The sequence below is a fragment of the Flavobacterium sp. 102 genome (genome assembly GCF_003634615.1).
In the GTDB taxonomy this organism is placed as follows: Bacteria; Bacteroidota; Bacteroidia; order Flavobacteriales; family Flavobacteriaceae; genus Flavobacterium.
The window spans coordinates 3,437,400-3,460,870 of sequence record NZ_RBKX01000001.1 but is presented as its reverse complement, the minus strand read 5'-3'; the positions used below and the strand labels follow the sequence as shown (position 1 = coordinate 3,460,870).

At 35.2% G+C, this 23,471-nt stretch carries 20 protein-coding genes and 1 pseudogene; 3 read left to right on the top strand and 18 right to left on the bottom strand.

What is annotated here, in order from left to right:
• From C8C84_RS15300 to C8C84_RS15265, 8 genes are all read right to left on the bottom strand, one after another.
• Positions 1-369: a heavy-metal-associated domain-containing protein gene (locus tag C8C84_RS15300; protein ID WP_121314471.1), complete on the bottom strand. Its 369-nt coding sequence runs from the start codon at positions 367-369 to the stop codon at positions 1-3.
• A gap of 59 nt (positions 370-428) precedes the next feature.
• The gene (locus C8C84_RS15295; protein ID WP_121314470.1) at positions 429-761 is read right to left on the bottom strand and encodes a hypothetical protein; all 333 of its coding nucleotides are present in this window, start codon (positions 759-761) and stop codon (positions 429-431) included.
• Positions 762-1,045: 284 nt separating this feature from the next.
• Positions 1,046-2,356 (bottom strand): efflux RND transporter periplasmic adaptor subunit, encoded by a 1,311-nt coding sequence (locus tag C8C84_RS15290; RefSeq protein WP_121314469.1) that lies wholly within the window; start codon positions 2,354-2,356, stop codon positions 1,046-1,048.
• Between the two features lie 8 nt (positions 2,357-2,364).
• Positions 2,365-6,723, bottom strand: coding sequence for a CusA/CzcA family heavy metal efflux RND transporter (locus tag C8C84_RS15285; protein ID WP_121314468.1), 4,359 nt, complete (start codon positions 6,721-6,723; stop codon positions 2,365-2,367).
• Between the two features lie 97 nt (positions 6,724-6,820).
• On the bottom strand, positions 6,821-7,150 hold the full coding sequence (locus C8C84_RS15280; RefSeq protein WP_233549841.1) for a DUF6660 family protein: 330 nt from the start codon (positions 7,148-7,150) through the stop codon (positions 6,821-6,823).
• Positions 7,151-7,423: 273 nt separating this feature from the next.
• Positions 7,424-7,555 carry a hypothetical protein gene (locus C8C84_RS17265; protein ID WP_255415824.1) on the bottom strand — a complete coding sequence of 44 codons (132 nt, stop codon included), beginning with the start codon at positions 7,553-7,555 and terminating at the stop codon, positions 7,424-7,426.
• Positions 7,556-7,801: 246 nt separating this feature from the next.
• On the bottom strand, positions 7,802-8,491 hold the full coding sequence (locus C8C84_RS15270) for a DUF4136 domain-containing protein (protein WP_121314465.1): 690 nt from the start codon (positions 8,489-8,491) through the stop codon (positions 7,802-7,804).
• A gap of 155 nt (positions 8,492-8,646) precedes the next feature.
• Complete coding sequence (locus tag C8C84_RS15265; RefSeq protein ID WP_121314464.1) at positions 8,647-8,967, bottom strand: hypothetical protein; 321 nt, start codon at positions 8,965-8,967, stop codon at positions 8,647-8,649.
• Positions 8,968-9,131: 164 nt separating this feature from the next.
• Between C8C84_RS15265 and C8C84_RS15260 the strand changes: the two genes are divergently transcribed.
• Genes C8C84_RS15260 through C8C84_RS15250 form a run of 3 tightly spaced genes read left to right on the top strand, consistent with a single transcriptional unit; the run spans position 9,132 to position 11,985 of the window.
• On the top strand, positions 9,132-10,316 hold the full coding sequence (locus C8C84_RS15260; RefSeq protein ID WP_121314463.1) for a di-heme oxidoredictase family protein: 1,185 nt from the start codon (positions 9,132-9,134) through the stop codon (positions 10,314-10,316).
• A 2-nt stretch (positions 10,317-10,318) separates the two neighbouring features.
• Complete coding sequence (locus C8C84_RS15255) at positions 10,319-10,759, top strand: Rieske 2Fe-2S domain-containing protein (protein WP_121314462.1); 441 nt, start codon at positions 10,319-10,321, stop codon at positions 10,757-10,759.
• The gene (locus C8C84_RS15250; protein WP_121314461.1) at positions 10,756-11,985 is read left to right on the top strand and encodes a hypothetical protein; all 1,230 of its coding nucleotides are present in this window, start codon (positions 10,756-10,758) and stop codon (positions 11,983-11,985) included. Before C8C84_RS15255 ends, C8C84_RS15250 begins: the two co-directional genes overlap by 4 nt.
• Positions 11,986-12,004: 19 nt before the next feature.
• On the opposite strand, the gene C8C84_RS15245 is transcribed toward C8C84_RS15250, so the two are convergent.
• The 10 genes and pseudogenes from C8C84_RS15245 to C8C84_RS15205 form a co-directional block, all read right to left on the bottom strand.
• Positions 12,005-14,587, bottom strand: coding sequence for a multicopper oxidase domain-containing protein (locus C8C84_RS15245; protein WP_121314460.1), 2,583 nt, complete (start codon positions 14,585-14,587; stop codon positions 12,005-12,007).
• 4 nt (positions 14,588-14,591) lie between these two features.
• Positions 14,592-15,464 (bottom strand): DUF2911 domain-containing protein, encoded by an 873-nt coding sequence (locus C8C84_RS15240; protein ID WP_121314459.1) that lies wholly within the window; start codon positions 15,462-15,464, stop codon positions 14,592-14,594.
• 59 nt (positions 15,465-15,523) lie between these two features.
• Positions 15,524-15,742 carry a GDCCVxC domain-containing (seleno)protein gene (locus C8C84_RS17210; protein WP_035124236.1) on the bottom strand — a complete coding sequence of 73 codons (219 nt, stop codon included), beginning with the start codon at positions 15,740-15,742 and terminating at the stop codon, positions 15,524-15,526.
• A 51-nt stretch (positions 15,743-15,793) separates the two neighbouring features.
• Positions 15,794-16,132 (bottom strand): annotated as a pseudogene (locus C8C84_RS17205) (MerC domain-containing protein); the annotation flags it as partial.
• A 20-nt stretch (positions 16,133-16,152) separates the two neighbouring features.
• Complete coding sequence (locus C8C84_RS15230) at positions 16,153-18,690, bottom strand: heavy metal translocating P-type ATPase (RefSeq protein ID WP_121314458.1); 2,538 nt, start codon at positions 18,688-18,690, stop codon at positions 16,153-16,155.
• A 78-nt stretch (positions 18,691-18,768) separates the two neighbouring features.
• The gene (locus tag C8C84_RS15225; RefSeq protein ID WP_233549839.1) at positions 18,769-19,341 is read right to left on the bottom strand and encodes an AraC family transcriptional regulator; all 573 of its coding nucleotides are present in this window, start codon (positions 19,339-19,341) and stop codon (positions 18,769-18,771) included.
• Complete coding sequence (locus C8C84_RS15220; RefSeq protein WP_121314457.1) at positions 19,334-19,717, bottom strand: DUF2147 domain-containing protein; 384 nt, start codon at positions 19,715-19,717, stop codon at positions 19,334-19,336. Before C8C84_RS15220 ends, C8C84_RS15225 begins: the two co-directional genes overlap by 8 nt.
• A 25-nt stretch (positions 19,718-19,742) precedes the next feature.
• A complete protein-coding gene (locus tag C8C84_RS15215) occupies positions 19,743-20,987 on the bottom strand; it encodes a hypothetical protein (RefSeq protein ID WP_121314456.1) in 1,245 nt (414 codons plus the stop codon).
• A 14-nt stretch (positions 20,988-21,001) separates the two neighbouring features.
• Entirely contained in the window at positions 21,002-22,219 is a 1,218-nt protein-coding gene (locus C8C84_RS15210; RefSeq protein ID WP_121314455.1) for an efflux RND transporter periplasmic adaptor subunit, read from the bottom strand.
• A gap of 2 nt (positions 22,220-22,221) precedes the next feature.
• On the bottom strand, positions 22,222-23,469 hold the full coding sequence (locus tag C8C84_RS15205; protein ID WP_121314454.1) for an efflux RND transporter periplasmic adaptor subunit: 1,248 nt from the start codon (positions 23,467-23,469) through the stop codon (positions 22,222-22,224).
• Between the last annotated feature and the right edge of the window lie 2 nt (positions 23,470-23,471).

The following is a 23,471-nucleotide window of genomic DNA, read 5'->3' as shown; positions in this document are numbered from 1 at the left end:
CTATATTTTACAGCATCCATCCAATGAAGCAATTCCTTCGGGTGTGGCTTTTACCTCATCGGCATCATAACCCAATTTAGAGATGCTGACCTTAATATCCTGTAAAGTTGTCTTCTTTGGATTATAATATACTGTGAACGTCATTGCCTTATCATCCAGTTCATACATTTTAATGCCTGGTATTTTTAACATTTCGGTTTTGAACTTTCCACCGCATGTTGGGCATTCTTTACAATGATCGCAGTTTAAAATTGTTTTTATTACTGCTTTTCCATTTGATTTTTTTTCCTGTGCATGCGATACATTAGCTGCCAGCAGCATAATTGTTACTACTACGAATGCCTTGAAACTAATTTTTAAATTTTTCATATTTTGTTGATTATATTATTATTTAATTGAACCGTAAAATGGACATGACCTTTTTTAAATTAATAAAGTTGTTCGATGTCAATGCTTGATTGTTTGCTATTTTCTTTTTCAGAGTTAATCTTTCTTTTGATTGGTTTGTCGTGTTCATCACCTATTGTATGTTCTTGTTCGACTAAATCTAATTTACAAACGTCACACTCACCAGGGAATAAAAAAGTTTTGCCATTATTGCAATTGACCGGGCAAACGAATACTTGAGGATGAACTACATCTTCATTGTGATGATGGCCTTCGTGCTGGTGATCTGTTTCTGCTTCCTTTTTCGAATTATTACAAGATCCTATCAGTAGCGTTGAGATAACTATTGCAATTATCCGAATATTTTTTTCCATTTTTCAACTATTTTATTAATCAATAATCTTGGATAGGGCATAGCTGCAGTACCATTATTATCTCTCATGAAAACTTTGGTACCGCCAACTATACCGAATAAGGTTGTGTAACCAATTGGAAACTATTGCTATCAAAAAAATGTTTAATTCTAATGTTTGCTACAAAACCAAGCGTGAAGTATATTGAATTTTATTTTAAAATTCTTTTTCGTGACATGGGTTGTAAAGTTTATGTTACACTGTCATTCCAAAAAAATGACAGTGTAATTAAACAATTATGTTTATCAATGCTCGTGACCTCCGCCGCCTTCGCTTTTAAGCAAATGACTTTGGATATAGTAGGCACCTTTCAGGACAATTTTTGCATCTGCCTCGATTTCCTGTAATAAAGTTACCTGCACAAACCCGAGTTGTGAAGTTCCTGTTTTGACTTCGACCCTTTGGAAGTGGTATGATTTTCCAGATTCTTCATGTTTGTCGCCATCATCGTGGGCGTGACCTTCTTTTTCGTCATGAGCTTCTTCTTCCTTATGCCCTTCTTCTTTGTGCCCTTCTTCTAAAACAAAGATAAATTCGCGGCCTTCTGCTTTTACAATGGCATCAACAGGAAGCGCACTAACGTTGCTTGTTCCAATGTCAATGAGTGCATTTACGTACTGACCTGGTATAAGTTTTTGGGCGTAATTTGATATGTCGGCATGTACGGCTACAGATTTTGTTTCATTCTCAAAGGATTTCCCAACACTGAAAATTTTTCCGTTAACTTCAGTATTGCCTTCGTTAGTAAGAATGAATCGCACATTTTGCCCAGGCTTTACTTTATTTAAATCCTTTTCGTATACGAGCAAATCAACATGCAGCTTCGAGTTGTCAACGATTCCCAACAAAGGCTTTCCTGCTTCTACGTTACTGCCAATTTTGATATTAATTTCGGTTACAAATCCGCCTATAGGTGCAATAACCGGTACTGTGGCAGAAGGAGTTGAATTTGGACTTATATGCAAAACGCTTAGTTGACGCTGTAATGAGCTGAAACGGGCTTTTTCCGTTTGGTATTCGGCTTTGGTCTTTTGGAAGACTTTTTTAGAATTAACTTCCTGCTCGCTTAATGTTTTTTGTCTATCGTATTCAAGGGTCAGGAATTCAAGGTTGCTTTTAGAAGTCAAATAGTCTTCCTGCAGCCTTGCGAATTCAGGGCTTTCAATTGTTGCCAAGACTTGTCCTTTCCTAACAGCCTGTCCTTCGGTAACCGCAATGGATTTAACAATTCCCGACATATATACAGAAACATCTGCCTGATTTTGAGGAGGCAATTCAGTATAACCATTTGCACTAACAACCGCACTTAGGTTTTTTTGTGAAAATGTTCCTAATTCAATGCCTGACGATTTATATTGTGCCTCGTTTAGTTCAACTTCCTTATTAGGCCCTGCTTCTTCCTTTTCCTCCACATGTCCTTTTTCTTCGGTTTTCACGCCTTCTTCAGCACCATGTTCGTGGCCGTCGGTAGCCGTATGACGCAGTGAGAAATAAAGTATAATCCCAACTATTATTACTCCGGCTATTATTGCATATAAAATATTTGATTTTTTCATTGATAGTATTATTTGTTTATTAAGAATTGTATGTCGATTACTGTCTGATTATAATTGTTTATTGCTTCACTGTAATTAAGCTGAATGTCCAATGCGGTTTCAATGCCCTGTACATATTCAACATAAGATATATCACCATTTTGATATGCCAATGTTGCATTTTGGATAATCTTTTTTGCATTTGGATCTGCAGTAGTACGATAATAGTCAATCAGTTCCTGATAGGTTTTCAATTGTTCCGTAAGCTGTGTGAACTGGCTTTTGACCTGAGATTGTATATATCCGGCATTCTTTTGTTCACGCTCAATGTTAAGAGTGGCTGCACGGGTTTTTGCAATACTTGACCCAACCCCAAAAATAGGCAGGGAGATGCCAACAGAAAATCCACTAAATCTAGGAGAATTGTCGTAATAGGTTGTTTGACCGTTTACATCCTGATTTCCGGTTATGGACTGGATAAAGTATCCGGCAGTGAAATCAGGGAACAAAGATGACTTTTCAAGATTCCGACTTGCCCTGGCAATGGCTACCTGTGATTCTGCAAGCTGAATTGACGGATTCTGTTTGATCAACGTAGTATCAGCACTTACAAATGGATAAGGTACAAACAGGGTATCTGAAATTGTAAAATCCTCATTTAGATTTAGAAAATTGTTTAACCTTGCTTTCTCAACACGAATCTGTGTCTGGTTTTGCTTAATTCGTTGCAGCAGTTCCTGAAGCTTGGCGTTGGCAATGTTTTTTTCCAGTGAAGTTGATTCGCCGGTCTGAAACTTCAAATCGGCTGATTTCACAAATTTTTGAAGTATTTTGCTTTGCTGATCCAATAACCTGTTTTGCTTTTCATTAAACAATATAGCATTCCAAGCCTGACGGATGCTGTAGGTAACTTCCTGTTTTGTTACACCAAGCCTGATAGTACTTGCTTTACTGGTTTCGGTAAGTAGTTTTTTACGTGCACCAAACTGAAAAGGATTAAAAGTTTGCGAAACGCTCAAGTTCTTATCCTTTGCCTGTGAGTTTATCTGTCCAAATGTTCCTGAAAATTCTGTTTTTGGAATATCAAATGCTGACTTTTTGAGTTGCGACTGCACCCTTACGTCAAGTTCAGATGACTGTACATTCAGATTGTTTTTCAAGCCCATGGTAAGCGCCTGATTTAAATCGATGCTCTGCGTAGTTGTTTGTGCTATTCCTTTTAAGGAAAGCAAAGAAAAACCAATTATTAAAATAGGAGTAAGCGGTATTACTTTTCTTTTTTTACGCTTAATCCCTTTTTCAAAATACAGATACAGGATAGGTAATAGAATAAGTGTCAACAATGTTGCTGAAATCAAACCGCCTATTACAACAGTTGCCAATGGTTTTTGTACTTCAGCACCTGCACTGCTACTGATTGCCATTGGTAAAAATCCTAAAGATGCCACCGCTGCCGTCATTATAACAGGGCGCAAACGAACTTTTGTTCCTTCCTTAATACGGTCGTAAACATTGTCCATCCCTTCTGCTTTTAATTGATTAAAGTACCCTATTAATACGATTCCGTTGAGTACCGCTACTCCAAAGAGAGCAATAAACCCAACTCCTGCCGATATACTAAACGGCATGCCCCGTATCCATAAGGCAAAAATACCACCGATAGCAGATAGTGGAATTGCCGTAAAAATCAGCAATGATTGTTTGATTGAATTAAAAGTGAAATATAGTAACACTAAAATCAATCCAAGAGCTATCGGAACAGCTATTGAAAGTCGCTTAGTTGCATCAATGAGATTTTCAAATTGGCCTCCGTATGTTATAAAATATCCATCAGGAAGTTTTAATTTAGCATCAAGCTTTGCCTGTATTTCTTCAACAATAGACTTCACATCAGCGCCACGAACATTGAAACCAACAACGATTCGACGTTTACCGTCTTCTCTTGAAATTTGCATTGGTCCATCTTCGTAAGCGACTTCGGCAATTTGTTCCAGCGGAATTTGATTGCCTGACGGCAAGGTTACGAATAACGACTTCAAATTTGATATGTCTCCGCGACTTTCACTTGAAAGGCGGACCACAATTTCAAACCTCTTTTCCCCTTCATAAACAACCCCTGCGGCTTCACCAGCGAATCCCATACGAACTACTTTGTTAAGATCGCCAATTTTAAGTCCGTATAATGCGAGTTTGTCTTTATTGTAGCGGATGGTTATTTGCGGCAATCCTGCAACCCTTTCCGCTTTTGCATCGGATACACCTTTAATCCCTTTAATAAGTTGCATTACCTCATCACCCTTACTCACAAGCATGTCGATGTCTTCACCGAAAATCTTAATTGCGACATCACTTCTGACGCCAGTCATCAATTCATTGAAACGCATCTGTATTGGCTGTGAAAATTCGGTAGATGCTCCCGGAATATCTTCAAGGGCTTGCTCCATCTTTTCCATCAATTCTTCTTTTGTGTGAGCTGATGTCCATTCACTTTTATCCTTCAGTAGGATAATCATATCGCCAGCTTCTACAGGCATTGGATCGGTTGGAATTTCAGCAGATCCGATTTTGGTTACGATCATTTTGATTTCCGGAAATTTTGCTTTTAGGATTTGCTCTGCCTTTGTTGTCGATTCGATTTCCTGGGACAATGAGCTCCCTGAAGCAATTATTAAATGTGTGGCAATATCACCTTCGTCGAGAGTAGGGATAAATTCACCTCCCAAGGAATTAAATATCCATAATGATACGGCGAAAAGGGTTATTGCTACACCTACAATTATTCCTTTAATCTTTAATGCTTTTTCAAGTAGTGGATTGTAAAAGTTATAAATTGCATCTATGATTTTATCACTTAAGTTCTTTTTGTGACCCGTTTCCTTTTTCAGTGCAAGAGCCGACATCATCGGTACGTAAGTAAGCGATAGGATAAATGCACCAAGGATTGCAAAGGATACTGTTTGTGCCATTGGACCAAACATTTTTCCTTCAATTCCAACCAATGCCAAAATAGGTAGATATACAATCAATATTATGATTTCACCAAAAGCTGCACTGCTTCTGATTTTGGATGATGCCTGATACACTTCATCATTCATTTGCTTGACCGTAAGTTTTCCTTTATTGCCTATTTGCAATCGATGGATAATGGCTTCGACAATGATTACGGCTCCATCTACAATCAATCCGAAATCAATTGCTCCCAAACTCATTAAGTTTCCGCTGACCCCAAAAAGCTTCATCATTGCAATAGCAAAGAGTAGTGCCAATGGAATTACTGATGCTACAACTAAACCAGCGCGCCAATTTCCGAGCAGCAGTACCAATATAAAAATAACAATCAATGCCCCTTCAATGAGGTTGGTTTGAACTGTGCTTATCGCTTTATCTACTAAAACCGTACGGTCCATAAAAGCTTCGATGGCCACGCCTTTTGGCAGTGATTTCTTTATTTGCTCCATCTTCTCCTTTACAACAGCTACTACTTCACCACTATTTTCACCTTTAAGCATCATTACCATTCCGGAGACTTCTTCTCCCTTTCCATCCTTAGTCACCGCACCATAGCGGATACTACTTCCTATTTGTACTGTAGCCACGTCACGGATTAATATTGGAATTCCATTCTGGGTTTTTACAACAATTTTATTAATGTCATCGATCCCATTGACCATACCAATACCTCTAATAAAATAAGCATAGGGTTTTTTATCAATATAGGCACCACCTGTATTTTCATTGTTATTTTCGAGCGCTTCAAAAATTTCAGTGATGGTTGTATTCATGCTTTTGAGCTTATCAGGCTGCACTGCAATTTCATATTGTTTGAGGCTGCCGCCTAAAGTATTTACTTCGGCCACACCTTTAGTTCCTATGAGCTGCGGTTTGATAATCCAGTCCTGGATTGTGCGTAGTTCGGTAGCGTTGTATTTGTCTTCATAGCCTTTTTCGGGGAAAACAACATATTGATAAATTTCACCAAGACCTGTGCTGACAGGAGCCATTTCTGGTGTTCCAACCCCTTTAGGAATTGTGTTTTCGGCTTCCTTTATTCGTTCAGAAATCTGTGCTCTTGCCCAATAGATATCGACACCTTCTTCGAAAACTACTGTTACGACACTAAGTCCAAAACGGCTTATTGACCGAAGTTCGACTATTTGTGGTATTGGCTTAACGGATTGCTCAATTGGATAAGTAATAAATTGTTCCACTTCCTGGGTCGCCAGGGTAGGAGAACTGGTAATGATTTGTACCTGATTGTTTGTGATATCCGGTAGTGCGTCAATAGGCAATGTATAAAGTGAATAACTGCCGACCGCAATAAGAATGACGGTAAAAAGACCAATAATAAATTTATTATTGATACTAAAATAAATGATTTTATCTAACATCGTTAACGTTTAATGAATGAGAAAAATGGACACAGATGTCCTTAAATACAGTTGTGGTAAACCCACAACTCTCTAACCCGAAATTACTCGGGCTTCATTATGCTATTATCTGAGGCGGTTGCCAAATACTTCCGTAGAAATTGGAAGTAAATTCAGAGATGTAACTTGGTAATGGAATGTGGATGATTGAGGTCAGCTGGGGAAAGGTTACATTAATTCCCGGTGAAAAGTTCAAAATCTGTGCTCCACAACAATTGCAAACGCAAAAAGGTGGACATAGATCGTTTTTATTACTGTGGGAATGATTGTCTTGTTTTGATGCAAACTCCACTCTTGAACACGCAGAATTACCCACTTCCATGTCAGCACAAGGCATCGACGAAAGGATAACAATAATAATGGACAATATGTAATTTACAATTTTCAAGATTACAAAAGTAGTTTTTTTATTTGAATGAGTACTAATTACTTAAAATGATGTTTAAAATAATGCCAAACTTTTTCAACTATTACAAAAAGTATAAACGAAAAGCCTATTATTAAAATAGCAGTCAGTGAAACAGAATCGAATGTTATTTTCTTTTTTGGCTTAGGCTTAGGTTTGTTTATCTTTTTTGCCTTTACTCTGTTTTTTGGCTGTATCACAATAAAATGATTTTCTAATTCAGCTATTTATGATTGTAAAAATAGTTTTTTTATTTTAATGTTTGGCAATATAATGCATAACTCTTCCTACAATCCCTAAAATCAAAACTGAACAAGCAATTATGATTCCTATCGTTTTCATTACATCAAATGCATTTATAGGTTTTTTTATTTTTTGCTTTTTCATATATAGTGTTAAGCTTAATGCGAATACAAATGTTATTATATTTTAACATCCGTAAATGTAAAAGTTTTTTATGTTATATTTTTTATGTTAACTAATTTTTACCATTAATACGATTGAATGAGATAAACGATGATTATGCCCAACAAGTTACCTAGTATATGTTCATGGAAGTTTTAAAAGCCAAGTTAAAGTTTGTCAAAGGGTTTGCATTTAAGTTCTGCGGATGGGATAAGATGCTCAATGAATTTAATTAATTCTCTTACCTGGGTAGTTTTTCAGAATTAAATGAACGGCAGGATGAATGCCGGATTCGACGTACGTATCATTATAAATGTTGGCTTGTATAGTGCACGTCCATACTAATTTATTTTTTTTTCGGTCAATGGCATTAAGCGTGAATGTACTTTCTATATATTCTTCGGTATGGGTATCACTTTTATATTGCTGTTTGCGGGGTTTGTATGCATATCCGTTGTTTCGTATATAATTTTGTTTTTTATAATTATAATTATATGCTTTTGAGTTATTGTAGTTATAAGGATTTGGTGTAGCAGTATAATAAGGATTTCTCTGATAATCATAGTTAGAAATTACTGGATGTTGATCTGTGTATGTTCTTGTTTTGTTTGCATTTGTAATAACTTGTTCAAATAATAAATCGGGGTTTTCAGTATCAGCTTTGTATCCGAAATCTGCAAAATGACGGGTGAAATAATTTTTAATGTTATTATGAACGATTGAATCATTATTCTGTGATGTTTCATTGTCTTTATCGGGCAACCAGGCATAGGTTTTATATAAAGAAAAATCAATACTTCTTTCGTAGTCGGAATTAAGCACTTTATAAGTTCTGCATCCATAAATAAATAGAATAAGAAAACTTGCCGCAATTAAAACCCCTTTTTTTGTTTGTTTGATATGTTTGAATGTTTTCATTTTTTTTATTTAAGTTCCTAGTTTGTCTTTTCGATATGCCTCGTTGATTAAAGTGGTCAAAAAAACTTGTTTAACTACTTAACCGAGAAATAATATGATTTTAAAACAAAATATGCTTTTGATTTGACAAAACTATGGCTGTCAAAAAGGGGTTTTTAGCTTATTTTTGGTATTAGCCAAAGGAAATTGAAATCTGAAGAAATAAAGGTTTCTGCATTAGAAAATTTTTGTTTTTCAAAAGAAAAACCAAAGTTATTATTTTTTAAAATAAGTTCAGATGCGACTATAAAAGCATTACTTGCTGATGGGCAGGCACATTTTGAATGACCACATTTCCCACCACAACCTTTATGATTTTTTGTTTTGGAGTGACTATTGCTATCGCAACAATTTTCTTTTTCTGCTTTTGAGGAAATTTCTTTTTTTACAGGGTGTTTATCAGAACAAGTACCACAAGCATAACTGTTATTAGGCATAAAGAATATGACTAATAAAAGTAATAATATGTAGTTTAAAAGTTTCACGAGCGTAAAAATAAGAATATAAATTTATAAAATGCGATTAATTTAAATATTTCTTATAAAATTTAGTTTTATAATATATTTATTTTTAGCTTTGTCTAAATTTTAATTTATAATTAATGAAAATATTAATTTTTATACTAATAGTTTGTATGGGGTTTGTATCCTGTGAAACCTCTTATGTCGATGTTCCATCAGGTGATGAACTTTTAGATGGAACTGTTGATGGGCTTTCGAGTGCGGAACTGCAGCAATTCTTAAGAGGAGATGTGGCGGTAAATGAAGTGTTTACCCGAAATACTGGATTGGGATCGACCTTTGTGAGTACCAGTTGCATTAATTGCCATGCCGGTGATGGAAAGGGCCATCCGTTTACATCCTTAATTCGATTTGGACAAATTGATGAAACCGGAAATATGTATTTGAATCAAGGCGGACCTCAATTGCAGAATAGAGCCTTGCCAGGATACTTACCTGAACAGCTACCTGCAGGAGCCACTTTTTCGAGATTTATGCCTCCCGCAATTACAGGTTTAGGATTTGTAGAAGCAATGACTGATGCTTCAATTTTGGCAATGGCAGACCCTGATGATTTGAATGGTGACGGAATTTCGGGTGTAGTAAATTGGGTTAACGCTCCCGGTTATGTCATTATTACAAACAATGCCATATCTCAAAATGGAAAGTATATTGGACGTTTTGGGAAAAAAGCTGCTACATATAATTTGCTTCAACAAACTACAACAGCCTATAATCAGGATATGGGAATTACGTCTGCCTATAGTCCAATTGACCATTATTCTAATACAGAAATTGATCCCGAAGTTACTATCAATAAAATAAATGATATCACTTTTTATCTTCATACGTTAAAAGCTCCTATTCAGAGAAATCAAAACGATGCCCAAGTGATTCAGGGAAAAAATGCATTCAATCAAATTAACTGTGTAGGGTGCCATAAATCAGAATTGAATACGGGTTATTCTCCAATTGCAGCTCTTTCCTTTACAACGTTTTCGCCTTACAGCGATTTTTTACTGCACGATATGGGAAATAACCTTGATGACGGGTATACCGAAGGGACCGCAAAAACCTTTGAATGGCGAACGCCGCCACTTTGGGGAATTGGATTATCTGCAAACTCACAAGGAGGCAATCTTTTCCTAATGCACGATGGAAGAGCCGCAAGTTTAGAGCAAGCAATTCTGATGCACGGTGGTGAAGCTATAAATAGTAAAAATGCCTACCAAAATCTTTCACAGGAGAGCAAAAATGCGTTATTGAAATTTTTGAAATCGTTATAGTCATGAATAGAAAACAGTTTCTAAAAACTTGTGGGTTTGGGTGTTTAAGCGGTGTTTTAGGTGTTTCATTACTGCAAAGTTGTAGCACATCACAAGTGACTACAAAACCAATAAAGGGCTCTGACCTTATTGTTCCAATTTCTGATTTTGAAATAAAGAATAATGATAAAACAGAATATAAAAAATATATCATTGTTCAGAACGAAACCTTAACGCATCCTATCTGTATTTATCGTTTTAGTGCTACAGAATATTCGGCGTTGTTTATGGCATGTACACACCAACGTGCCGAGTTGCAAGTTTTTGGGGATAAACTACAATGTTCAGCTCATGGTAGTGAATTTAGTAATAGAGGAGTTGTAGAAAATGGTCCGGCAAGTATGGATTTAAGGAAGTTTCCAGTAGTGATTGAAAATACTATTTTAAAAATATCGTTGAAATGAATTTAAGAATACCTTTTGTAACAATACTGATTTTTTTTGCATGTAATTCATTTGCGCAAGTTGATCCAACTTTATTGAGAAGAATTCCAAAAGACACTATTAAGCAGTTGCTAAATATGGATGCGGTTTATAACAGACCATCGCTTAACATCAATAAAACACCCATTGCAATTGGCGGCTATGTTGAAACAAATTGGCAAAAGCTAACTACAGATGGCATTTCGGAAGGACATCAATTTCAGGCAAGAAGATTAACCTTATTTGTATCATCAGCGATAAGTAAAAGGATAAAATTTTTAACTGAAATAGAGTTTGAAGATGGAGGAAAAGAAGTGGCTGTTGAGTTTGCTTCTGTTGATGTTGAATTTCATCCATTGGTAAATTTCAGAGCCGGAATTATTTTAAATCCTATAGGTGCTTTTAATCAAAACCATGATGGCCCCAAATGGGAGTTTACAGATAGACCAATATCGGCAACACAACTTTTACCTGCCACTTTTAGCAATTCGGGTGCCGGTATTTTTGGAAAAAAGTATCACAAAAATTGGATGTTTGGTTATGAAATGTATTTTTCCGGCGGTTTTGATGATTCCATAATTGAAAATTCTGAAAACAAAACTTTTTTACCTGCTGCAAAAGAAAATCCGGAGCGATTTGAAGAAATCAATAGTGGTGAACCTTTATTCACCGGAAAAGTAGCCTTAAGAAACAGTAAAATTGGAGAGTTAGGAATTTCCTATATGGGCGGGATTTATAACAAATTTCAAGAGGACGGAATCATAATCGATGAAAAAAGAAGGGTTCATGTTTTTGCATTGGACTTTAACACCACAATCCCTTTTACCAAAACATTCATCACAACTGAATTTGCCTGGATTTCTGTTGATGTTCCAGAAACCTACACACAGCAATTTGGGAATAAACAACATGGAGGTTTTATAGATTTGGTTCAGCCTGTTCTTTCCCAAACTATTTTAGGTTGGGAAAAAGCAGTTTTAAATGTGGCATGTAGGTTGGAGTATGTGGATTGGAATGTAGGAACTTTTAATGAAACCGGTGGAAATATTGGTGAAGATTTGTGGAGCATAATGCCCGCCATTAGTTTTAGACCTAATACACAAACTGTAATTCGTTTGAATTATCGTTTCCAAAAGCAACGTGATATTTTTGACAATCCGCCATCTATTACTGATGGATTTAATTTTGGAATATCTACTTATTTTTAAATATTCATTATGGGATTCTTTAATAATTCAAATTTACACCCAAACCAAATCCCATGTCGCTGTCATAATGAGTCCGTGCACTAAGATTTCTTCTAATAATATATCGCAATCCTGCCATGTATTCTTTGTCTGTATTCAACATCAAATCCATACGTATCCTTTTGGAAACCGGAATATCCATACGTTCCAACTGAAATCTAAAATTACCATCCGTAAATACCTCAGCCTGCGCTCTTATTAGCATTGGCAGTATGTATTCTAAACCTGCGCTAAAAACGGAACGAATGTCTTTCGTATTGGTTTGATTGAAAATATTATGCTCTTGTTGGTCTTTCCCCATCTTTCTGTAGCGCCAATCGAAACCTATGAAGGGCATGAGCCATTGCATTTTGCCAATATAGCGACCAATATGTGTTTCTGTTTCATAACCATGATGGTCATTGTAACCCAATCGCCATTCTGTTCCGATACTCCAGCGTGTATTACTTAACATTGCCATACCATCGTTTCCATTGGTGGCAAAATCGTTTTCTGCCATAAAATGAAACTTCCTATCATCAGCAAATAATTTACGTTGGGCTAATTTAGGGTTTGGGATTTCAGGATTTGGAGGCGAATTTTCATAACTAAAAACTCTTCCCATTCCAGACATCATATGGTAAAGGATATGACAGTGAAAGAACCAGTCACCGCCGTCTTCGCTTGCAGCGAATTCAATAGTATCGGTCTCCATTGGCATGATATCGATAATGTTTTTTAAAGGCGCATAATCACCATGCCCGTTAATCAGTCTAAAATCATGACCATGCAAGTGCATTGGGTGTCGCATCATTGAATTGTTATGCAAAACAATGCGCAAAATCTCTCCTTTTTTAATTAGAATTTTGTCGGTTTCTGAAACGACTTTATTATCCAAACTCCAAACATAGCGATTCATATTTCCGGTAAGTTCAAACTTGAGTTCCCTAACAGGAGCGTCTTTTGATAATGCTGTGCTTATAGGCGATTTTAGCATGGCATAGTTTAATGTTACGATATCAGCAAGTTCATTGGGATTGTACTTATTTGCCATATTGTGACTATCATGCTGCTTTTCGGGAGTATCCTTTTTGGCTTCTCCTTTATCCATTTCCATAGGCATTTCTTTAGAATCCTTTTTTTGTGGGCCTGTAATTTCGGGATACATTACGGCGTTCATGTCCATCTGGTTCAACGACATCTGCATTCCCATGTCATCAAGATCACCATTCATCTTCATCATATCGTTCATCATTTGCATTCCTTCGAAATACTTCAGTTTGGGTAAAGGTGAAATGAGTTGTTTGATGCCGTTGCCAATGTATATTGAAGTTGATTTTGTCCTATCTTCCGGTGTGGCTAAAAACTCATAGGATGTGTTTTCTGCGGTGATTGTTAGTACAACATCATAGGTTTCAGAAACGGCAATAAGCAAACGGTCTACCTCAACTGGTTCGACATCATTACCATCACTGGCGACTACGGTAATTTTACCTCCGGCATACGTTAGCCAAAAATTACTTGAGGCACCGCCATTCGAAACCCGTAATCTTACTTTATCACCTGCCTTAAATTGTGACAGCTGGCTCTCATTTTTACCGTTGATTAAGAATTTTTCATAGTAAACATCGCTTACATCCATAGCGTTCATGCGCTTCCATTCATTTATAATCTTGGTTTTGAAATAGCCTTGTTGTATGGCTTCGCCATAGCTTTGGGTTGTGCCTTTTTTTATGGCAAACCAATCTGATGCATTGTGTAGCATCCTATGGACATTCTCGGGGTTGATATCGGTCCATTCGCTCAACACAATCGGAATTGTTGGAAGATCATCTATTCCTTCTCGGAAATTCGGATCGGAATTTTTTTTATTCATTACAAATGAACCATACATTCCGATTTGTTCCTGTAATCCGGAATGGCTATGGTACCAATGTGTACCATGTTGGCGAATTGGAAAGGAATATTTGTAAGTGCTGTGTGGCTTTATTGGCATTTGTGTAAGGTTGGGAACACCATCTTCTTTGTTAGGTAAAAACAAGCCATGCCAGTGCAATGATGTTTCTTCATCGAGTTCGTTATGAACATAAATCTCTGCTGTATCGCCTTCTGTAAAGGTTAATGTGGGCATTGGAATTTGACCATTTACTGCTATTGCTCTTCTTGATTTTCCTGAAAAGTTCACTATTGTATCGCGAACATATAAATCGTACCTAACTACTTTTGGCGGTTCGTCTTTTATTACTCTTTTTTTTATGGGAGGATTTGCCGGTGCCTTCTCCATGTTTTTCATATCATGAGCCTTATTAGTATCGACTTTGTCTGTGGAGGCAGATTTAGTTTTTTCGAGTGTTGTCTTTTTAACAGGTGTAGTGGTTTTTGGTTTTGCACTTGCTTTCGGTTCAACTGTCTTTGTTTTTTCTTTTACTAATGCCATACCACATTTGGGACATTTACCGGGTTTGGATGAATGTATTTCGGGATGCATTACACAGGTGTAAAATGTTTGCGTTGAATTAATTTGTGCTGTAACAAAATGAATTGTAAAAAAAAGAAAGACTATAATTGACAATTTGATTTTCATGACTTTAATTTTTTAGTATTATTTCCCAATCAGCTATTTTTTTCTTCAATATTTCTATTGAACTTTTCATTTTTTCCTTATCCGCCAGCGAAAGTGCTTTCTTTGCTGCTTCAATTGCATTAGTATAATCTTTTGCTTCTGAAGCTATTTTTTGTCTCAAATTTGGGTAGTAAAAATTTTCAGGGTTTATTTTTTCTGCTTCCAAAAGCCATAGAATTGCTTGTTTATAATCTCTATTAGTACTGTAGTAATAATTAGCGGCCTGAAATAATAAAGCGGCATCTTTCGTTTTTGCTTTAATGATATGTTGATTTATCAACGCTATTAAAGTATCGTCCTCTTTGCTCTTTACAGGTATTTTAACCATTGTATTTTCCCAAAGTATTTTTAGAAATGCTTCTCCTTTGCTATTGATGTCATTTAATTCAATAGTAAATGTTTCATAAAAGTTGTGACTTTTTTCTAAAGGGACTTTGAAACGCATAATATCTTTTTTCTCATCATAGCCAGTTTCACCATGTAAAGTAGTGTCTGAGTTGACAATTATAGTCCACTCATTTATTGAAGGAATTGAGTATATTGAATAGCTACCCGTTTTTAATACATTGTTACCAAAAGAAATATCTTCGGAAGTTGTTATGACAGTACAGTCACTTGCACCAGTGCGCCAAAGCTTATCAAAAGGTACTAACTCACCAAATATTTTACGCCCTCTGACCAACGGTCTGCTGTATGTTATTTTGATTTTTGCACTACCTACTTCTTGCTCAAATGAAGCTGCCGGACTGGCAGAAGTAATTCTTATCTGGACTTTGTTTTGTGCAGAAATAAATACTGATTGTAAAATAATTAGGGGAAATAGGAATATTTTTTTCATTGTTTTGAATTATTGATTACTGTATTTTTATACTTTATGTTATATTGATTTTGTGATTTCTAACAGCAATTATCTCCGGCTTGTATTGGTGGACACTTTACAGTTCCGTAACTACAATAAACGCAACAATCGCCTTGTTTAGGTCTTAAAACTGTTTTGCATTTTTCACACTCATAAAAAAACTGACAAGCATCGGTTGGCATTATTTCGTCTTTACTATACCCACAATTTGGACATGTTAATGTAGATTTTAATTCTACTGATTTTCCATTGTAGATAGTGCAAGTATCACAATTTCCGTGTAATTTGTTTCGATAATAATTTACTATCGTAGCTATGAAAAGCCCAAGCATACCAGCATAAATTAAATAAACTGCATTTTCTGATTTGCTAAAATAATAGGCAAATAATATTGTTATTCCACTCGGGATTGCTATTAATAAAGGATACAGGCAACGATGTTTACGATAGGAAATGATTAAGCCAACAATGGAAATTAAAACCATCGCTTGAAAAATCCACATCGTCCATCCTCCAAATAATTCAAAGCTTCCAAGTCCAAGAGCTGATGCTGCAAATGCAAAAAGAGGAAAACAGCAAGGCGAAAACAGTGCTGTGAAAAAAAGCCCCAGAGTGCCTAATTTATCTACATTATTAATTAATTTCATTTTGTTGTTTTTGTTATTATTTAAAGTTTTAAATTTCGTAATCTCAATGCATTTACAATTACAGATACAGAACTAAATGACATTGCTAAAGCGGCGATCATAGGAGATAATAAAATTCCAAAAACTGGATATAAAACTCCTGCTGCAATTGGTACACCTAATACGTTATAGAAAAAGGCGAAAAAAAGATTTTGTTTAATATTTCTCATAACAGCATGGCTTAAGTTTTTGGCTTTTACAATGCCTTGTAAATCGCCTTTTACTAAAGTGATTTTGGCACTTTCTATGGCTACGTCTGTTCCGGTTCCCATTGCTATTCCGATATTGGCTTGTGCTAATGCCGGAGCATCATTAATACCATCGCCAGCCATGGCTACAATTTTTCCCTCTGATTGTAATTTTTTAATTTCTTTGAGTTTGTCTTCGGGTAAGCATCCTGCTTTATACGACGCTAATCCCAATTCATCCGCAACGGCTTTGGCTGTGTTTTCATTGTCTCCGGTTAGCATAATTACTTCAACCCCTTGACGCATCAATTCTTTAATGGCTGCTGCGCTTGATTCTTTAATAGCATCGGAAATTGATACAAAACCAACAGCAATTCCGTCAACGGCTATGTATGATACTGTTTTTCCGAGCTTCTGTTCGGTTAGGATTTTATTTTCTATATCATCAGAAACTGTTGCTTTGACTTGCTCCATTAGTTTTTTATTTCCTAATGCTACTTTTTTATTGGTTACTGTTCCTGTAACTCCTTTTCCGGCAACGGCTTCAAAATCCTTAACTTCAATTAATGAAATGGATTTTGTTTTTGAATAATTGACTACTGCTTGTGCTAATGGATGCTCACTATATTGGTTTAATGAAGCTATGCTTTGCAATAAATCGTTATCGTTGTTATTGGTCGCATAAATTTTTTCGACTGATGGTTTTCCTTCGGTTATTGTTCCTGTTTTATCCGTTATAAGCACATTTACTTTATTCATGTTTTCCAGAGCTTCGGCATTTTTTATCAAAACGCCGGATTGTGCACCTTTACCAACACCTACCATTACTGACATGGGTGTTGCTAATCCTAACGCACACGGACAAGCAATAATTAAAACGGCAATAGCATTTATAAAACCATATACTAATGCCGGTTCGGGACCAAACTTTGCCCAAATGATAAATGTAATTGCTGATATAATTACTACAATAGGAACAAAATATTTGGAAATGCTATCGGCTAATTTTTGGATTGGCGCTCTCGAACGGGAAGCATCGTTGACCATTTGAACGATTTGAGAGAGTAGTGTTTCTGAACCCACTTTTTCTGCAACCATTATAAATGACTTGTTCCCATTGATTGTTCCGGCAATTACATTGTCGCCTTTCTTTTTGTCAACGGGTATTGGTTCGCCTGTAATCATGGCTTCATCGATACTGCTTTCACCATCGGTAATTTTCCCATCAACAGGAATTTTGTCTCCGGGTTTTACCCGTAATAAATCTCCTTTTTTGATGTCGTGGATTGAGATTATTTTGTCGCCTCCTTCTATTACTAAAGTAGCTTCTGTAGGTGCTAGTTTTAATAATTCTTTTATTGCTCCACTGGTTTGACTGTGCGCTCTTGCTTCAAGTAATTGTCCTAACAAAACTAAAGTCAAGATTACTGTCGTGGCTTCAAAATAGAGCAACACTGTTCCGTGTTCGGTTTTGAATTCGCTTGGGAAAATATCAGGAAAAAACATTCCGACTAAGCTAAAAAGAAAAGCTACTCCTGTACCAATTCCTATAAGGGTAAACATATTTAGATTCCATGTAATGATGGATTTCCATGCCCGAACAAAGAATATCCAACAAGCATAAAAAACTACAGGCAGCGACAATAGTAATTGTACCCAATTCCATTTAGGAGCATCCATTATTTTAAATAATGGATTATTGTGAGCCATTTCTATCATTGCAATGGCGAAAATGGGAACTGTAAATACAACCGCAATTTTCATCTTCTTTACAAGATCCTTATACGTTTTTTGGTCTTCGGTATCGCTTGGATTCATTGGCACTAAATCCATTCCACAAATAGGACATGAACCCGGAGTTTCTTGAATAACTTCGGGGTGCATAGGACACGTATATAATGTCTTGTTTGCAGTTAGTTCAGGTGCTTTGACTAAATCCATGCCACACACAGGACAGTCACCTGCTTTGTCGTAAACTTTTTCGCCTTCGCAATGCATTGGACAATAATACTTTCCTGGCGCATTGGTTTGGACAACAGTTTCTTTTTTATGATTGTGGGAATTCATGGAGCAACATGATTTTTCAGCAACATCTTTCGTTAAAGTGTGCTCCTTGGTTTTAGTGCTGCTCATTTCTATGGTGTATTTTCCAATAGCAGTTAATGCTTCTTGCAATTGTGTTGTTGGAATGTGCTTTTCCATAGTTATAGTGGCTATGGGTGGCTTTAATGAAACTTTAGCTTCAACGCCATCAATAGCATTCAATGTTTTTTCGACTTTGGTTCGACAACCATCGCAAGTCATTCCGGTAATGTTGTAAGTATGTATCATCTTTTATATTATTTTAATACAAATTTCCTTCTTAACTGTTTTTTAGAGTTGCACAATTTTGGGTTTGATTTGCAAGATTTATAAATCTTCTATTTGTTTTCTTTTAATCGATTTTAAATTCTTGAAGTATGTTGGTGAAAAACCGGTTACTTTTTTGAATTGGTTACTTAAATGCGAAACGCTACTGTAATTTAATGAATAGGCAATTTGACTAAGCGATAATTCATCATACACAATCAACTCCTTTACTTTTTCAATTTTTTGATTGATGAAGTATTTTTCAATTGTTGTGTTTTCTACTTCGGAAAAGAGATTGCTCAAAGTATTATAGTCTTGGTTTAGCTCTTGATATAAATATTCTGAAAGGTTTGTTTTTAAATCATTGTTTTTATTTTGGACTAAATCAATAATCAATGTTTTAATCTTGTCAATCGTTTTACTTTTCCTATCATCGATTAAATCAAAGCCAAAAGCACGAAGATTTTTTAGTAATTCGTTTTTTTGATTTTCGGGAATGTTATTTTTTAATTCGACTTCACCCAACTCAACTGAAATAGTATTAATTTCCATTCTTTCAAATACAGATTTCACTACCATCTTGCAACGGCTGCACACCATATTCTTGATATAGAGTTTGATATGTTTACTCATTTATTCGTTTCATTTTTCTTTCTTTTCCAAGAAATTTTATTCCATGATATCCTAAAATTATGGCTTCGTTCTTGTTACTCATTTTAATTTGACAGTCAACACTATGCTTCATATCGGGTAACTGTAGTTTTCCATTTTCCCATATTTTTTTGTCAGGATTAAACTTTAAATCCCAAATATTATTTTTTTTCTTCTCTACTATTTTACCTTTAATAGAATAGATAGTAGCTTGATATTGATTATTTTCTTTAAAAATTTTGATCAGATAAATTTTATCATTTGTTTGCCAATTCCCAATCAAATCATTCCCTTCGTTTTGTGTAAATCCAAAAAGATTAGTTAGAAGAAACACTATTAATATTATTCTCTTATTCATTTTGCTATTTAATTATTGGTTTTTATTAAACTGATTTTGAGATTTTATCCATTATAGAATGGTTTGTACCAAATTTGCAAATAGCATCACAATTGGCTCTTAACTCTGAAAACAATATGTATTTGATACATATTCTTGAATTTTTTATGACAGGTCTGTTGAGTTGCTGAATAACATCCTTTTCGCGACTGTCTGGGATTATAATATAAAATACCTCATCTCCATCAGAAATGCTAAAATGTAGGTCTGAAAGGCGCAAAATGCCAGAATAAATACTGGTGCTTTTTTCTACTTCAAATGCTCCAATAATATTATTTGTTCCTTTTTCGAACCAAAGTACATCGATAAGCTTGATAGTGTTTTGTGTGTCTTTATCGCAAGGCAATTCAGGAAATTTATTCATTGCTATAAATGAAAAATTTAGGCCATTAAAAGACTTGCTTTTATCATTGTTTGCCGGTGTAACATCGAAACCAAGTGAGGCACCAATTTTTAATAAATGGTATTGCATTTCACTATGTAAATTTTCTTCCTGTTTTTCTTCAATAATTTCCAATTGACGTCTTACAATACTTTTTTCAAATTTACATCGTTCTTCTTCACTCAAATAATCATCATTTCCTATGAGCATTTTTTGAGTCCCAATTTCAAAACACAATCCTGCAATTGCACCTAAGTCATTAGACAGTTCTGATTTGAATTTGTTATTGGTCTCCATAAGTGTCTCTCTAATTTTTAAGTATTCACTCCAGCTTCCCAGTTTCTTTTTATCCTTGAACAAAAAATTAAAACCGTTTACAATTGCTGTGTTGAAAGGAGGAAACCATGTTGGATGTAAGAAATATAAAATACTGGCAACGGCCGGACCTAATCCTTTAATACGTAATTCATCAAGTTTAACAATTTCTTTGAGTACTTGTTCTTCGTTTTTTGCATTAATACAATTTTCTAAGAATTGGCCAAAAGCAATCTTATTGATTTGGTTTTCATAGATGTCAGGAATTCGGAGTTTGGGTTTCCAATAAAAAGGATGTGAAACCCCAACAAATATCTGTTTTTGCTCGGCAATGCAATTAAGTACAAATTCTAAGCTGCTATTTTTAAAATCATTTGGAAATGATTTATTTTTTATATCTTCAACAACCTGAATAATTCCGCGTCGGATAGTCCTGAATGCCTTTAAACGTTGATTATTGTCAACAAACCAAGTATTATAAACACTCTCGTTATCGTTTTTATATTGTTGAATTATTTGATTAAAATTGTTCATACTTACTGTTTTAATTACATTTTCATACCTTCCATCGGATCACTGCCTTTTCGGAATTTATATTCGCTGTTTATGGCATAAGCCCCTGTAATAACGACTTTTTTGGCAGGATCTATTTCAGATTTGATTTCTATCATTCCATTGGTTTCTATTCCAGTTTCTACCATTACGTTTTCAAATACTCCCGGTCTTTTTTCAACCCAAATATAGGAAGCGTTTTCCTCCCTGATCACTGCATCTACAGGAATATACAATCCTTTTAGATTGGATTGTGTTAATTTTGCCATAGCCTGCATCCCGGGTTTTAATTGCAAATTTGGATTTGATATTTCCAATCGAATTAAAAGCAGACGAGTATCTGGATTTATTTCAGGATTGATAAAAGAAACTTGCGCATTTATGGTTTTATCAGGAAAATCGGAAAATGTAATTTGGGCTTTTTGTCCTATTTTTAGATTCTTGGCATAGTTTACGTTTACCTGTGTTTCTAACCAAAGACTGTTTAAATCCGCCAATTTAATGATGGGGGAACCTTCCATTGCATAACTGCCTTCTGTGGTACTTATTTCCGATATTGTTCCACTGGCAGTGCTATAAAAAATGGTATAAGGAGAAACTTCCTTACTGGTTTTTATACTTTCAATCTGGGCATTGGTTAAACCAAAGAACAACAGTTTTTGTTTTGCTGCATTGAGCATATTTCGGGCATTTTTTCCAAAATCGCCAGGCATTGCCAGTTGTTTGTATGCCGTAAAATAATCCTGTTTGGCAATGGCAATATCTTCACTATACAATTGATATACGGCTTGGTTTTTAGAAACATAATCACCAACGGTTTTGAAATACAACTTTTCAATTCGTCCCATTGCTCTTGCAGAAATGGTTTTTATTTTTTCTTGATTAATGGACAAGACTCCTGTATAATTTTGCTCTAAACTGCTTTGAGTTTCTGAAATAGTTTGTGTAGTGATATTTCCCAATTGTATTTGCTGTTTACTCAAACTTATTTCATTAGCCTCTGTGTCATCTTGTTTTATTGGGGTTAACTCCATATGGCAAATGGGGCATTTTCCGGGTTTGTCTTCCTTAACTTGTGGATCCATAGAACAAGTGTAAAATGTTGTTGCTGCACTCTTATTGTTTTTGCTATGGTCTTCTTTGTCTTTAGTATTACAAGCCACCATTACCATAAATAGTATTGATAGTACACTTATTTTTTTTATTGTCTTCATTATTATTCGGTTTTAATAAAGCTTTCGCTGTCAATTAAATATTGTGCGTTTTTGGCAATGGTGTCTTTTACTGAAATACCTTCCATAATTTGGATAAAATCATCTATTTCAATTCCTGTCTTTATAGTGGATGCCTTAAAGCCATTGTCCATTTTTAAGAAAACTATTTTCTTGTTTCCAATGCTTACCATTGACTGTTTTTGAATCCAAATCCCATTTACTGAATTTGTTTTCACAACTCCTTGCAATCTTAACCCAATTGGTAATTTGAATTTATTATTATTTAAATAAACTCGAATTCTGTTGGTTTTATCGGCTGGATTTAATTGTGTTTCGACAAAATTGATTTTTGCATCTATGAGTTCGTTTTTGTCTAGTTCGGAAGTAATTCTGATGGATTGATTGGCTTTGACAAGACTATTGTATCCTTGGATAACATTAAATATTCCCCATACTTTATCCGTATTTAATAGTTTAAAAATGATTTCTCCCTTTTTTATATAACTCCCTTCTTTAACATTCAAAACTTCAGTGTTGTTACTCGCACTTTGCATCACAGGATTAGTTGTATTATCCATCGTTGCTGTTCCTTCAATAATACCAGAAGCTGGACTATAAATGGTTATTAACGGGTTAACTTTTTTGGAATTAGACAGCGCATTTATTTGATTTTCAGTCATTCCATAAAGCAACAATTTTTGTCTGGAGGCATTAATAATCGAAGGATTTTCAGCATCATTAGTAATCATATAAATGAAGTTTTGTTGTTCCGTCAGTAATTCTGGGCTGTATAAATCAAATAGTTTTTGTCCTTTATTTACTTTTTGATATTTATAATTGACATACATTTTTTCGATTCGACCGCTCATTCGAGCTGCAATATTTACCGATGAATTGGGATCATACTCCACAATTCCCGGTAAATTTATTTCACTGCTCAAAGCAGTGTCTATTGCCGTTGTTGTTTGATAATTACCTACTATAAAATTGTCGGTAGGTTTTATAAGATTGTCGATTGAATTGTCGTCAACGGAATTATTCTCTGTTACTTTTTTTACCAAAGTCATTCCGCAAATGGGACAATTTCCGGGTTTATCTCTAATGATTTCCGGGTGCATTGAACAAGTGTAAACCTCGTTTTGATGTCCCATTTCCGAATGATTATCTGATTTTTTGGCAAAGAAATAGATTGCAATTCCGATAATGGAAATTACAACAAGAGCTAAACCATACTTTATATACTTGTTCATAA